Origin of the sequence: Rhodoferax sp., assembly GCF_025354435.1 — a bacterium.
Classification (GTDB): Bacteria; Pseudomonadota; Gammaproteobacteria; order Burkholderiales; family Burkholderiaceae_C; genus Rhodoferax_B.
In genome coordinates this window covers 26185-40100 of sequence record NZ_JANXMU010000048.1, presented here as the reverse complement: position 1 = coordinate 40100, position 13916 = coordinate 26185, and the positions used below count along the sequence as shown (strand labels likewise).

The window sequence follows — 13916 nt, the reverse complement described above, 5'->3', positions numbered from 1 at the left end:
ATCCAGCGTTCAGCGGCTGTGGCAACGCAGCTGCGCGCATGGAAACCGCCCTCCTATGAAAGCCATTGAAATCACCGCGTACGGCGCGCCGGATGTGCTGCGTGTGGCAGAGCGTCCCGTGCCCGTGCCGGGCGTGGGTGAATTGCTGATTCGTGTGTCTGCCAGCGGTGTGAACCGGCCTGACGTGCTCCAGCGCACGGGCAACTACTCCGTGCCTGCGGGGGCTTCAGATATTCCCGGTCTGGAGGTGGCGGGTGTGGTGGTGTCGGGCGATGCCGATGCGATGGCGCAGGCCGGGTTGCAGATCGGCGACCGCGTGTGTGCGCTGGTGGCCGGTGGTGGCTATGCGCAAATGTGCGTCGCTCCGGTGGCGCAGTGCTTGCCCACCCCGCAAGGTTTGAGCGATATTGAAGCGGCATCCCTGCCTGAGACCTTCTTCACGGTGTGGAGCAATGTGTTTGACCGGGCCCGTTTGCAAGCAGGTGAGACGCTGTTGGTGCAGGGTGGTTCCAGCGGCATCGGTATCACGGCTATCCAGCTCGCCAAGGCCATGGGTGCCAAGGTGCTAGTGACGGCAGGCAGCGATGCAAAATGTGCGGCCTGTCTCGCCCTGGGGGCGGACTACGCCATCAACTACAAGACCCACGACTTTGTGGAAGAAGTGCAGCGCATCACCCAGGGTGCGGGTGTGGACGTGGTACTCGACATGGTGGCTGGCAGCTATGTGGCCCGGGAAATCCACTGCCTGGCTGAAGATGGCCGACTGGTCATCATCGCCGTGCAAGGGGGCACCCACAGCGAGATCCACGCCGGTGTGGTCTTGCGCAAGCGCCTGACCATTACCGGATCGACCTTGCGTGTCCGCTCGATTGCGTTCAAGGCGGCGATTGCGAAGGCTCTGCGCCAACAGGTGTGGCCGATGCTGGCTGATGCGCGTATCAAGCCGGTGGTCTACCAGGTATTTGCTGCAGAAGAGGGTGGGGCCCCCCAAGCGCATGCGCTGATGGAGTCGGGTGCAAACATTGGAAAAATCGTTTTGACATGGTGATGCTATGAAGAAAAAACTGATTGTTGGTAATTGGAAGATGAATGGCGGCCTGGCTGCGAACCAGGCTTTGCTGCAGGCGCTGCTGGCGGGCGTGGGCCAGTCGGCATGTGGTGTAGCCGTTTGCGTTCCTGCGCCTTATTGGGCCCAGGCGCAGGTTCTACTGGTATCTGGCGCTATTGATTTGGGAGCGCAAGACGTTTCGCAGCATGCAGTAGGCGCATTCACGGGTGAAGTGTCAACAGCCATGCTGAAGGAGTTTGGCGTGCGCTATGCCATCGTCGGTCATTCGGAGCGCCGCCAGTACCATGGTGAAACCGATGCTGTGGTGGCCTTGAAAACCCAAAGCGCCTTGGCCGCAGGCATCACACCCATCGTTTGCGTGGGCGAAACCTTGGCAGAGCGCGAAGCGGGTAAAACCGAAGAAGTCGTGAAGCGTCAGTTGGCCGCAGTAGTGCATACCAACGGCCACTGCATCAGCGAAATTGTGCTGGCGTACGAGCCGGTGTGGGCGATTGGTACAGGCTTGACGGCCACCCCCGAGCAAGCCCAGCAAGTGCACGCTTTACTCCGTGCCCAGCTCCATTCTGCCACCAACCAAGCCGATCGGATCCAGATTTTGTATGGCGGCAGCATGAACGCAGCCAATGCCGCGCAATTGCTGGCCCAGGTGGATATCGACGGTGGCCTGGTCGGCGGCGCATCGCTCAAGGCGGCAGATTTTTTGGCGATTGTGTCGGCGGCCCAATAAGTTGGACGCATCGTTTTCATATTTTCGAGTTTGATTTAGGAGTATTGAGATGAATTTTTTGTTGACCCTGTTACTGGCGGTCCAGATGTTGGCCGCGATCGGCATGATTGGCCTGATCCTGGTCCAGCACGGCAAGGGTGCCGATATGGGTGCAGCGTTTGGCAGCGGTAGCTCGGGCAGTTTGTTCGGTGCCAGCGGAAGCGCCAATTTCTTGTCGCGCACCACTGGCATTTTGGCCGCAGTGTTTTTTGCCTGCACTTTGGCATTGGCGTACTTCAACGGCGCGCGTACCGTTAGCTCTGGCAGTGTTCTGGAACGTGCGGCTGTCTCTGCACCTGAAGTCGCAGCCTCGGGTGTAGCAGGGCAAATTCCTGGCTCGACACCTGGAGCGGTGCCTGCTGCACCCGCAGTTGCAGCTTCCGGCGCGGGGCAAATTCCGACTAAATAATATGGGTTGAATTTCTCGGTCACCCTAAGAACGTCAGGGTAATCGAGTAAAATTCATAGCTGTGCAGAAAGCCACAAACCGCAAGGTTCCTCATGCCATCTGTACAGAAAAACCGCCGTCGTGGTGAAATTGGTAGACACGCTATCTTGAGGGGGTAGTGGCGAAAGCTGTGCGAGTTCGAGTCTCGCCGACGGCACCAACAAAAAGACTTGTCGAACCTGTGTTCGGCAGGTCATAGCGGTGATCAGAACCTCAAGATGAACTTAGATCAGTACCTCCCAGTCCTTTTGTTCATCTTAGTCGGCATAGGTGTCGGCGTAGCACCTCAGGTGCTCGGTCATATATTTGGCCCCAACAGGCCCGATGCGGCCAAAAACTCCCCTTACGAATGTGGCTTTGAAGCATTCGAAGATGCACGCATGAAATTTGACGTGCGCTACTACCTTGTAGCCATTCTTTTTATATTGTTCGACTTGGAAATTGCATTCCTTTTCCCTTGGGCGGTCGCGCTCAAAGAGGTGGGTATTGTGGGTTTCTGGGCCGTCATTCTCTTTCTGGGTATTCTTGTTGTAGGCTTTGTCTACGAGTGGAAAAAAGGGGCCCTTGACTGGGAGTAGCACGATGATTGAAGGTGTCATGAAAGAAGGGTTTGTCACCACGTCTTACGACTCGGTGGTGAACTGGGCAAAGACGGGGTCGTTGTGGCCTATGACGTTTGGCTTGGCTTGCTGTGCGGTCGAAATGATGCATGCTGGTGCTGCGCGCTACGACATGGACCGTTTTGGCATGTTGTTCCGCCCTAGCCCGCGCCAGAGCGATTTGATGATTGTTGCCGGTACGCTTTGCAACAAGATGGCGCCTGCTTTGCGCAAGGTGTACGACCAGATGCCCGAGCCACGCTGGGTGTTGTCCATGGGTTCTTGCGCCAATGGGGGTGGCTACTACCACTACAGCTATTCGGTGGTGCGTGGCTGTGATCGTATCGTGCCTGTGGATGTGTATGTACCTGGCTGCCCGCCTACCGCAGAAGCTTTGCTGTATGGTGTGATTCAGTTGCAGCAGAAGATCCGTCGCACAAACACGATTGCGAGGGTCTGAGATGACTGTATTTGCTGTTCAGCCCGAAGCTTTGAAAGACACCTTGGTTCAGATCCTAGGTGCCCAGGCAAGCCGTGTCAGCGTGGCTTTGGGTGAGGTGGAAGTCGTGGTGCTTGCACCGGACTATATGTCGGTTGCAACGCTTTTGCGTGATGCTCCTGGTTGCAAGTTTGAGCAGTTGATCGACCTTTGTGGCATGGACTATTCTTCGTTTCGGGACGGAGCTTACGAAGGCCCGCGCTACGGTGTTGTGTTGCAGTTGTTGTCCGTTAGTCTGAACCAGCGCGTGCGCCTCAAGGTGCTGTGTCCGGATGATGATTTTCCGGTGGTTGATTCCATCAACGGTGTCTGGAATGCCGCCAACTGGTTTGAGCGCGAAGCGTTTGACCTGTTCGGCATCATCTTTGAGGGCCACAATGATCTGCGCCGTATCCTGACGGATTACGGCTTCACCGGCCATCCGTTTCGCAAAGACTTCCCGACGTCGGGCCATGTCGAAATGCGCTACGACCCTGAGCAAAAACGTGTCGTCTACCAACCTGTATCGATTGAACCGCGCGAAATTACACCCCGCATCATCCGGGAAGATAATTACGGGGGCCTGCATTAAGCGCAGGATGTCTCATGGCTGAAATCAAAAATTACACGCTCAATTTTGGGCCGCAGCACCCTGCTGCACACGGTGTTTTGCGTCTGGTGTTGGAGCTGGACGGCGAAGTGATCCAGCGGGCTGATCCGCATATTGGCTTGTTGCACCGTGCCACCGAAAAGCTGGCTGAAACCAAGACCTTCATCCAATCGTTGCCCTACATGGACCGTCTGGACTACGTGTCCATGATGGCCAATGAGCAGGCTTATTGCCTCGCCATCGAAAAGATGATGGGTATCGAGGTGCCCATCCGGGCCCAGTACATCCGCGTCATGTTTGCGGAAATCACCCGGCTGCTGAACCATTTGCTGTGGTTGGGCGCGCACGGGCTCGATTGCGGCGCCATGAATGTGCTGATCTACTGCTTCCGTGAGCGGGAAGATCTGTTTGACATGTACGAGGCGGTGAGTGGTGCGCGTATGCACGCCGCCTATTTCCGTCCTGGTGGCGTGTACCGCGATCTGCCCGATGCAATGCCCCAGTACAAGGTCAGCCGCATCAAGAATGCCAAGGCCATGGCGCAGTTGAATGAAAACCGCCAAGGCAGCTTGCTCGACTTCATAGATGACTTCTCTGCGCGCTTCCCCAAGTGTGTAGACGAATACGAAACCTTGCTCACGGAAAACCGTATCTGGAAACAGCGTACGGTAGGGATTGCTGTGGTCACGCCCGAGCGCGCGCTCAATCTGGGTTTCACCGGCCCCATGTTGCGTGGCTCGGGTATTGCTTGGGATTTGCGCAAGAAGCAACCCTACGATGCCTATGACAAGATGGATTTTGATATCCCAGTGGGTAAAACCGGCGATTGCTACGACCGTTATCTGGTGCGCGTGCAAGAAATGCGTGAGTCCAATCGTATCATCAAGCAGTGCGTGGATTGGTTACGCGTGAACCCTGGCCCTGTCATTACCGATAACCACAAAGTGGCGGCTCCTGCTCGCGAATTGATGAAGGCGAACATGGAGGAGTTGATCCACCATTTCAAACTCTTCACGGAAGGCTTCCACGTGCCGCTGGGCGAGGCTTATGCGGCTGTCGAGCACCCCAAAGGTGAGTTCGGTATTTATTTGGTCAGTGATGGTGCCAACAAGCCCTACCGCTTAAAAATCCGTGCTCCGGGCTTTGCCCATTTGGCTGCGATGGACGAGTTGTCTCGCGGCCACATGATTGCGGATGCCGTAGCGGTGATCGGCACGATGGACATCGTGTTTGGCGAAATTGACAGGTAATGCACGCATGATTTCTGAATCCACCAAAGCCCGTTTCGCCCGCGAAGTGGCCAAGTTTCCCGCTGACCAAAAGCAATCTGCCGTGATGGCCTGCCTCTCCATCGTCCAGCAAGAGCTGGGTTATGTGAGTGCAGAGAGTGAAAACGTCGTTGCGGAGATTCTGGGCATGCCACCCATTGCGGTGCATGAGGTCACGACCTTCTACAACATGTACAACCAGGCTCCGGTGGGGCGTTTCAAGCTGAACGTTTGTACCAATTTGCCATGTCAGTTGCGTGATGGTGTCAAGGCCTTGAGGCATCTGGAGCACAAGCTGGGTATTTCCATGAACGAGACCACGGCAGATGGCTTGTTCACCTTGCAGCAAAGCGAGTGCCTGGGTGCCTGTGCGGACTCTCCGGTGATGCTGGTCAATGACCGCACCATGTGCAGCTTTATGAGCAATGACAAGTTGGACCAGTTGGTGGATGGATTGCGTGCGTCTGGTACCCCGTCTGCGGAGGCTAAGTAATGTCAGCAGAACAGATTCTTTCCCAGTTCAAGGCAACTGGGGTCCAAACCAGTTTCCATGGCCGCCATATCAATCCGCAAATCATGGCGGACCTGGATGGCACAAACTGGCATCTCAAGGATTACGAAGCCCGCGGTGGCTACCAGGCCTTGCGCAAAATTTTGGGTAAAGACGGAGGCGAGGGCCTTACCCAAGACCAGGTCATTGCAACCGTCAAAGAGTCGGCATTGCGCGGCCGAGGCGGTGCAGGTTTTCCCACGGGCTTGAAGTGGAGTTTCATGCCCCGCCAGTTCCCCGGGCAAAAGTACCTGGTCTGCAATTCGGACGAAGGTGAGCCGGGTACGTGCAAAGACCGCGACATCATGCAGTACAACCCGCATATCGTCATCGAAGGCATGGCGATTGCGGCGTATGCCATGGGTATTTCGGTGGGTTATAACTATATCCATGGTGAGATTTTCGGCACCTACGAGCGCTTTGAAGAGGCGCTGGAAGAAGCCCGTACAGCCGGTTTGTTGGGTAACAACATCCTGGGCAGCAACTACTCGTTCCAATTGCATGCGTCGCATGGGTTTGGTGCCTATATCTGCGGTGAAGAAACCGCCTTGCTCGAATCACTGGAGGGCAAAAAAGGCCAGCCACGCTTCAAACCACCGTTTCCAGCCAGCTTTGGTTTGTATGGCAAACCCACAACCATCAACAATACGGAAACTTTCGCGGCAGTGCCGTGGATCATCCGCAATGGTGGGCTAGCGTATCTGGAATGTGGCAAGCCCAACAACGGTGGCACCAAGATCTACTCGGTCAGCGGAGACGTGGAGCGGCCTGGTAATTACGAGATTCCGATGGGAACACCGTTCTCCAAGTTGCTCGAATTGGCTGGCGGCGTACGCAAGGGGCGTACCCTCAAGGCGGTGATCCCTGGTGGCTCTTCCGCACCGGTTCTGCCCGCCGACACCATGATGCAATGCACCATGGACTATGACTCGATTGCCAAGGCTGGTTCCATGCTGGGTTCCGGGGCGGTGATTGTCATGGACGATTCACGCAACATGGTCGAGAGCCTGCTGCGCTTGTCCTACTTTTATTCCCACGAATCGTGCGGGCAATGCACGCCTTGCCGTGAGGGTACGGGCTGGATGTGGCGGGTGATCGACCGTATCTGGCGCGGGGAAGGCCGTGCGACAGATTTGGATTTGCTCAACTCGGTTGCAGACAATATACAAGGCCGCACGATTTGCGCGCTGGGCGATGCAGCGGCCATGCCGGTGCGCGCCATGATCAAGCATTTCCGCCCTGAATTCGAGGCGTTGATCCAGAACAAAAAACCCCAGGCTGCGGCGCACGCCTGATTGAGGTAAGAGCACATGGTAGAAATCGAACTCGACGGTAAGAAGGTAGACATTCTTGAAGGCAGCATGATCATGCATGCGGCTGAAAAGGCGGGAACCTATATTCCCCATTTTTGTTACCACAAGAAGCTGAGCATTGCGGCCAACTGCCGCATGTGCCTAGTGGATGTGGAAAAAGCGCCCAAGCCCATGCCCGCATGCGCTACGCCTGTCACGCAAGGCATGATTGTTCGCACCAAGAGCGAAAAAGCCATCAAGGCTCAGCAGTCGGTGATGGAGTTTCTACTCATTAACCATCCGTTGGACTGCCCGATTTGCGACCAGGGCGGTGAATGCCAGTTGCAGGATTTGGCTGTGGGCTATGGTGGTGGTTCTTCACGCTATGAGGAAGAAAAGAGGGTGGTTTTCCACAAGGATGTGGGTCCTCTGGTGTCCATGGAAGAAATGAGCCGTTGCATACATTGCACCCGCTGTGTGCGATTTGGCCAAGAGGTGGCAGGCGTGATGGAGCTAGGCATGATCCACCGCGGTGAGCATTCCGAGATCACCACCGTGTTGGGCGAAACCATTGACTCCGAGCTCTCGGGCAACATGATCGATATTTGCCCGGTGGGTGCTTTGACGAGCAAGCCTTTCCGTTACAGCGCCCGTACCTGGGAGCTGTCGCGCCGCAAATCGGTCAGTCCCCATGACTCGACCGGCGCGAATTTGGTTGTGCAGGTCAAAAACAACAAAGTCATGCGCGTGGTACCGCTCGAAAACGAAGCGGTGAATGAATGCTGGATTGCCGACCGTGATCGTTTTTCCTACGAAGCACTGAACAGCCCTGAGCGCTTGACCACTCCTATGCTCAAGCAGGGCGGAGAGTGGAAAGCCGTTGATTGGCAGGTTGCGCTTGAATACATTGCCAATGGCCTGAAGCAGATCAAGACCCAGCATGGCGCTGCCAGTATTGGCGCTTTGGTCAGTCCGCATAGCACGCTCGAAGAGCTGGTTCTGGCGGGAGCGCTGGTACGCGGCCTAGGCAGTGAAAACATTGACTACCGGTTGCGCAATGCGGAGTTCCCGCGAGCTGAAGGTATCCGTTACTTGGGTTCGTCTATCGCTTCCTTGAGCCAACTGCAACGTGTGCTGGTGGTCGGCTCGAATCTGCGCAAAGACCACCCCTTGTTTGCACAACGTATTCGGCAGGCTGCGCGCAAGGGTTGTGTGGTGAGTTCTATTAATTCTGTAGTGGAATTGGCAAAGGCCGATGCCTGGGCCATTCCTGTTGCAAATTTTGTACAAAGTCCGGCAGACCAATGGTTGCATACCTTGGCAGATGTTGCTGCTGCAGTGGCGGAAGCTACGTCTGCTGCTGCTCCGGTAGCAGGTTCTGTCACGGATGCGGCAAAGGCGATTGCCAAGTCGTTGTTGGGCGGTGAACGCAAGGCGATTTTGTTAGGTAACGCGGCTGCGCACCACGCCCAAGCCTCCAGTCTGCTGGCATTGGCGAACTGGATTGGCGAGCAAACGGGTGCTACGGTCGGTTACCTGACCGAAGCTGCCAATACGGTAGGCGCCCAACTAGCACATGCCCAGCCTGCCCAAGGCGGCTTGAATGCCGGGCTAATGCTGGCTGGTGGACTCAAGGCTGTTTTGCTGCTGAACAACGAGCCAGAGTTTGATTCGGTGGCGGGCGCTGCACACAACGTGGGGCGCGCTGAAATGGTGGTCACCATGAGCCCATTTAAGTCGAACATGGCGTTCAGCGATGTGCTGCTGCCGATCGCTCCGTTTTCGGAAACTTCCGGCAGTTTCGTTAATGCCGAAGGGCGTGTGCAAGGCTTCCATGCGGTTGTAAAACCTTTGGGCGATACCCGTCCCGCATGGAAGGTGCTGCGCGTGCTGGCCAATGTGCTGGGTCTGCCTGGTTTCGACTTTGAATCTTCGCAAGACGTGCTGTCAACTTTGCACGCTGACTTGTCTGAAGGGGCGACACACGTTCTAGCTGACAAGTTGGGCAACAAGACACAAGCAGGCATCGATACGGGAGCACATGCTTCGTCGGTGCCTGTAGTGGCAAGCCTGTACCAGTTGGATGGCATCGTGCGCCGTGCCAGCGCTTTGCAGATGACGGCAGATGCCCGCCAAGCGAATGTCGCGCAAGAGGTGGTCGCATGATTGATGCAATTTTTGCCTTCGGACAAGGTCTTGTGGGTGCTAGCTGGTGGTCCAGTGGTGCTTGGCCCGTGATCTGGAATTTGATCAAGATTGTGCTGGTACTTTTGCCGTTGATGGGCTGTGTGGCCTACCTGACGCTGTGGGAGCGCAAAGCCATCGGTTGGACCCAGATCCGTATTGGCCCTAACCGCGTTGGTCCTTTGGGTTTGTTGCAGCCCATTGCCGATGCGTTGAAACTGCTCACCAAGGAAATTATTCTTCCTACGGTGGCGAACAAAGGCCTTTTCTTTCTCGGCCCCATCATGACCATCATGCCCGCTTTGGCGGCATGGGCAGTGATCCCCTTCGGCCCTGAAATTGCGCTATCGAACATCAACGCAGGTCTGCTGTTTCTGATGGCGATCACCTCGATGGAAGTCTATGGGGTCATCATTGCGGGTTGGGCTTCCAATTCCAAGTACGCTTTCCTGGGTGCGCTGCGGGCCTCTGCGCAGATGGTGAGCTATGAGATCGCCATGGGTTTTTGCCTGGTAATTGTATTGATGGTGTCTGCCAGCTTGAACCTGACGGATATCGTCATGGGCCAAGCTAAGGGTATGTTTGCTGAAAAAGGGCTTACCTTTTTGTCCTGGAACTGGCTGCCTTTGTTGCCAGTGTTTCTGGTTTATTTCATTTCGGGGCTGGCCGAGACCAACCGCCACCCGTTTGACGTGGTGGAAGGCGAATCGGAAATTGTGGCCGGCCACATGGTGGAGTATTCCGGTATGAGCTTTGCCATGTTCTTTTTGGCCGAGTACGCCAATATGTGGCTCGTATCGATCATGACGGTGCTCATGTTCCTCGGTGGCTGGTTGTCGCCGATTGACAGCGTGCTATTCAACTGGATTCCGGGCTGGATTTGGCTCGGGCTCAAGACCTTCGCCGTCGTCACCATGTTCTTGTGGGTGCGTGCTAGCTTCCCACGTTTCCGTTATGACCAGATCATGCGTCTGGGCTGGAAGATTTTTATCCCTGTCACCCTGGTGTGGTTGGTGGTGGTGGGTGGCTGGATGCAGACCCCATTTAATATCTGGAAGTAAAGAGAGTCACTTATGTCCACGTTGGCTACTCCTGCCTTTTCGCTCAAAGATTTTCTCTCCAGCTTCATGTTGGCAGAGTTGTTCAAAGGCTTGGCACTGACCGGTAAGCACGCGTTTCGGCGCAAGATCACGGTGCAGTTTCCAGAAGAAAAAACGCCGTTGTCCCCCCGTTTCCGTGGCCTGCATGCTCTGCGCCGTTATGAAAATGGCGAAGAACGTTGTATTGCCTGCAAATTGTGCGAGGCCGTATGTCCTGCGATGGCGATCACCATCGAATCGGATGTGCGGGCCGATGGTTCGCGTCGTACCAGCCGGTATGACATCGACCTGACCAAATGTATTTTTTGTGGCTTCTGCGAAGAAAGCTGCCCGGTGGACTCCATTGTGGAAACCCATGTGTTTGAGTACCACGGCGAAAAACGCGGCGATCTGTACTTCACCAAAGACATGTTGTTGGCAGTGGGTGACCGTTACGAAAAAGAAATTGCAGCGGCACGTGCTGCCGATGCCAAATACCGCTAAATCTCGTTCTCAGCTACTGGCTGCTGCCTCCGATTCAACACAATAAGAACTGCTCCATGGACGTTAAGACAGGCCTCTTTTATCTCTTCGCCACAGTGCTACTGTTTGCCGGGTTTCGGGTGATTACTTCACGCAACCCTGTGTATGCAGCGCTGTATCTGGTCCTAGCATTTTTCCAGGCCGCCGCTATTTGGATTTTGCTCAAGGCAGAATTCTTGGCAATCACCTTGGTGCTGGTCTATGTGGGCGCGGTGATGGTGCTCTTCTTGTTTGTGGTGATGATGTTGGATATCAACGTTGATGCGTTGCGGCAAGGCTTCTGGAAGCACTTTCCATTGGCTGCAGGCGGTGGGGTTTTGCTCGCGCTCGAAATGGCGATGGTGCTGATGGGCGGCTTCCGCACCAATGAAGATTCACGCGTCCTCACTGGCGGTGCGAATATTGGGGCCCAGGTATCCAACACCAAGGAGCTGGGCAAGTTGCTTTACACCGAATATCTTTATCCGCTCGAAATTGCTGCGGTTATTTTGTTGGTAGCCATTGTGGCTGCCATCGCGCTGACCCTGCGCCAGCGTAAAGACAGTAAGCACGCGAATCCATCCGACCAAGTGCGTGTCAAAGCCCGTGACCGGGTGGAGATCATCAAAATGAAGGTAACCCAGCCTGCGGTGGAAATTCCTGCGCCTGTTGCCCAAGCAGCTGCGGTTGTGGAGAAAAAAGCATGACCTTGACGCTTGGACATTTTCTTTCACTCGGGGCCATTTTGTTTGCCTTGTCGGTGATCGGCATTTTTCTGAACCGCAAAAACCTTATCGTCTTGTTGATGGCAATCGAGTTGATGCTGTTGGCGGTGAATATGAATTTTGTGGCGTTCTCGTACTACCTGAACGATATGCGCGGCCAGATATTTGTCTTCTTTATTCTCACGGTGGCCGCAGCCGAGTCGGCCATTGGCTTGGCTATCTTGGTGCTCCTGTTCCGTAATAAGTCCAGCATCAATGTGGATGAACTCAATACGCTCAATGGTTAATAAAAAATGAGTCAAACCCTCGTAGCTTCTACTTTACTGGCTGTTCCGCTGGCACCCCTGGCGGGTGCTTTGCTTGCCGGTGTTTTAGGTACCGCGTTCGGCGGTAACGTGATTGGCCGACGCGCCAGCCATACACTGACCATTTTGGGTGTGTTCATTGCCTTCGTTTTGTCGGCCATGACGCTCAATAGCGTAGTTAATGACGGTGCCCGCTTCAATGAAACGCTCTACACCTGGATGGATGTAGGCGGTCTTCGCATGGAGATTGGTTTCATGGTGGACGGCTTGACCGCCATGATGATGTGCGTGGTGACCTTTGTGTCGCTGATGGTGCATATCTACACCATTGGCTACATGGAAGAAGATGCGGGCTACAACCGTTTCTTTGCGTACATATCGTTGTTTACCTTCTCAATGTTAATGCTGGTGATGAGCAACAACATGCTGCAGTTGTTCTTCGGCTGGGAGGCGGTGGGCTTGGTATCCTATCTGCTGATCGGTTTTTGGTTCAACCGTCCTACCGCTATTTTTGCCAACATGAAGGCCTTTTTGGTTAACCGTGTGGGTGACTTCGGGTTCATTCTGGGCATTGGCTTGATAGCCGCCTACGCCGGTACTTTGAACTACACCGAAGCGTTTGCGAAGAAGGAAGAATTGGCGCAACTGCTGCTGCCAGGCACCAACTGGATGCTGGTGACGGTGATCTGCATCTGCCTGTTCATTGGTGCCATGGGCAAGTCGGCACAGTTTCCGCTGCATGTGTGGCTACCCGACTCCATGGAAGGCCCTACACCTATTTCGGCCCTTATCCACGCGGCCACCATGGTGACCGCAGGTATCTTTATGGTGGCGCGCATGTCGCCCCTGTTTGAGCTGAGTGAAACCGCCTTGAATTTCGTCATGGTGATTGGTGCTATCACAGCACTGTTCATGGGCTTTTTGGGCATTATCCAGAACGACATCAAGCGCGTGGTGGCGTATTCCACGCTGTCGCAGTTGGGTTACATGACGGTGGCCTTGGGTGCCTCGGCCTACTCGGTCGCTGTGTTCCATCTGATGACCCACGCGTTCTTCAAAGCTTTGTTGTTCCTTGCTGCCGGCTCGGTCATCATGGGTGTCCACCACAACCAGGATATTCGCTGGATGGGCGGACTGCGCAAGTACATGCCGATCACCTGGATTACCTCTTTATTGGGTTCGCTGGCCCTGATTGGTACGCCGCTATTTTCCGGTTTTTACTCTAAAGACAGCATTATTGAAGCGGTTCAAGCTAGCCATTTGCCCGGTGCAGGCTTCGCAAGCTTTGCGGTGTTGGCCGGTGTGTTTGTGACGGCTTTTTATTCGTTCCGTATGTATTTCCTGGTGTTCCACGGCAAAGAGCGGTTTGACCAGAATCCGGACGCACACCATGGTCATGACGACCACCACGGTGACCATGGCCATGGCGAAAGCAAGCCGCATGAGTCGCCTTGGGTGGTGACGCTGCCACTGATCTTGTTGGCGATTCCCTCGGTGGTGCTGGGTTACTTCACCATCGATCCTATGCTGTACGGTGACTTCTTCAAGGGCGCTATTTTTATCGACCTTGAAAAGCATGCTGCGATGGAAGAGTTGGCACATGAGTTCCACGGCGCATGGGCGATGGCTGTGCACGCTCTGACATCCATGCCATTTATCTTGGCTGTTGCCGGTGTGGCCACTTCCTATTACATGTACCTAGTCAACCCGGCTCTGCCAGCTGCTATCAAACGCGCTTGCCAGCCGATCTACACCCTGTTGGAAAACAAGTACTACTTAGATTGGTTCAATGAAAACGTATTGGCACGGGGTGCCCGTGGTCTGGGTACTGGTCTGTGGCAGGTGGGTGACCGCACCATTATTGATGGTGGTGTGGTGAACGGTTCCTGGAAAATCGTGGGTTGGATTTCGGGCATGGTGCGTTGGGTCCAAACCGGATTCATTTACGACTATGCGTTTGCCATGATTGTGGGTGTTTTTGCGCTGATGACGTATTTCGTTTGGCTCAACCAGTAGAGGAA

General features: G+C 55.0%; 15 protein-coding genes and 1 tRNA gene. All 16 read left to right on the top strand.

The genetic code is table 11. The features are described 5' to 3' along the window. The first annotated feature begins 55 nt into the window (after positions 1–55). The 16 genes from Q0T48_RS12865 (at position 56) to nuoL (ending at position 13911) form a co-directional block, all read left to right on the top strand. On the top strand, positions 56–1048 hold the full coding sequence (locus Q0T48_RS12865) for an NAD(P)H-quinone oxidoreductase (RefSeq protein WP_295956939.1): 993 nt from the start codon (positions 56–58) through the stop codon (positions 1046–1048). A 4-nt stretch (positions 1049–1052) separates the two neighbouring features. Continuing rightward, on the top strand, positions 1053–1796 hold the full coding sequence (gene tpiA, locus Q0T48_RS12860) for a triose-phosphate isomerase (protein ID WP_295956936.1): 744 nt from the start codon (positions 1053–1055) through the stop codon (positions 1794–1796). Positions 1797–1845: 49 nt separating this feature from the next. Beyond that, entirely contained in the window at positions 1846–2244 is a 399-nt protein-coding gene (secG, locus tag Q0T48_RS12855) for a preprotein translocase subunit SecG (protein ID WP_295956934.1), read from the top strand. Positions 2245–2358: 114 nt separating this feature from the next. Next, a tRNA-Leu gene (locus Q0T48_RS12850) sits at positions 2359–2443 on the top strand. 58 nt (positions 2444–2501) lie between these two features. Then, a complete protein-coding gene (locus Q0T48_RS12845) occupies positions 2502–2861 on the top strand; it encodes an NADH-quinone oxidoreductase subunit A (RefSeq protein ID WP_295956932.1) in 360 nt (119 codons plus the stop codon). A gap of 4 nt (positions 2862–2865) precedes the next feature. Then, a complete protein-coding gene (locus tag Q0T48_RS12840) occupies positions 2866–3342 on the top strand; it encodes an NADH-quinone oxidoreductase subunit B family protein (protein WP_295956930.1) in 477 nt (158 codons plus the stop codon). A gap of 1 nt (position 3343) precedes the next feature. Beyond that, on the top strand, positions 3344–3952 hold the full coding sequence (locus Q0T48_RS12835) for an NADH-quinone oxidoreductase subunit C (protein WP_295956926.1): 609 nt from the start codon (positions 3344–3346) through the stop codon (positions 3950–3952). 14 nt (positions 3953–3966) lie between these two features. Next, positions 3967–5220, top strand: a complete 1254-nt coding sequence (locus Q0T48_RS12830) for an NADH-quinone oxidoreductase subunit D (protein ID WP_295956925.1) — start codon at positions 3967–3969, stop codon at positions 5218–5220. A gap of 7 nt (positions 5221–5227) precedes the next feature. Then, positions 5228–5731, top strand: coding sequence for an NADH-quinone oxidoreductase subunit NuoE (gene nuoE, locus Q0T48_RS12825; protein ID WP_295956922.1), 504 nt, complete (start codon positions 5228–5230; stop codon positions 5729–5731). Then, positions 5731–7083: an NADH-quinone oxidoreductase subunit NuoF gene (gene nuoF / locus Q0T48_RS12820; protein ID WP_295956921.1), complete on the top strand. Its 1353-nt coding sequence runs from the start codon at positions 5731–5733 to the stop codon at positions 7081–7083. Before nuoE ends, nuoF begins: the two co-directional genes overlap by 1 nt. A 15-nt stretch (positions 7084–7098) precedes the next feature. After that, positions 7099–9246, top strand: a complete 2148-nt coding sequence (gene nuoG, locus Q0T48_RS12815; protein WP_295956919.1) for an NADH-quinone oxidoreductase subunit NuoG — start codon at positions 7099–7101, stop codon at positions 9244–9246. Further along, a complete protein-coding gene (gene nuoH, locus Q0T48_RS12810) occupies positions 9243–10325 on the top strand; it encodes an NADH-quinone oxidoreductase subunit NuoH (protein ID WP_295956917.1) in 1083 nt (360 codons plus the stop codon). Before nuoG ends, nuoH begins: the two co-directional genes overlap by 4 nt. A 12-nt stretch (positions 10326–10337) precedes the next feature. Next, complete coding sequence (gene nuoI, locus Q0T48_RS12805; protein ID WP_295956916.1) at positions 10338–10847, top strand: NADH-quinone oxidoreductase subunit NuoI; 510 nt, start codon at positions 10338–10340, stop codon at positions 10845–10847. 56 nt (positions 10848–10903) lie between these two features. Further along, the gene (locus tag Q0T48_RS12800) at positions 10904–11572 is read left to right on the top strand and encodes an NADH-quinone oxidoreductase subunit J (RefSeq protein ID WP_295956914.1); all 669 of its coding nucleotides are present in this window, start codon (positions 10904–10906) and stop codon (positions 11570–11572) included. Beyond that, positions 11569–11877 (top strand): NADH-quinone oxidoreductase subunit NuoK, encoded by a 309-nt coding sequence (nuoK, locus tag Q0T48_RS12795; RefSeq protein WP_295956912.1) that lies wholly within the window; start codon positions 11569–11571, stop codon positions 11875–11877. Before Q0T48_RS12800 ends, nuoK begins: the two co-directional genes overlap by 4 nt. 6 nt (positions 11878–11883) lie before the next feature. Beyond that, positions 11884–13911 (top strand): NADH-quinone oxidoreductase subunit L, encoded by a 2028-nt coding sequence (nuoL, locus tag Q0T48_RS12790; RefSeq protein WP_295956910.1) that lies wholly within the window; start codon positions 11884–11886, stop codon positions 13909–13911. Positions 13912–13916: the final 5 nt, after the last annotated feature.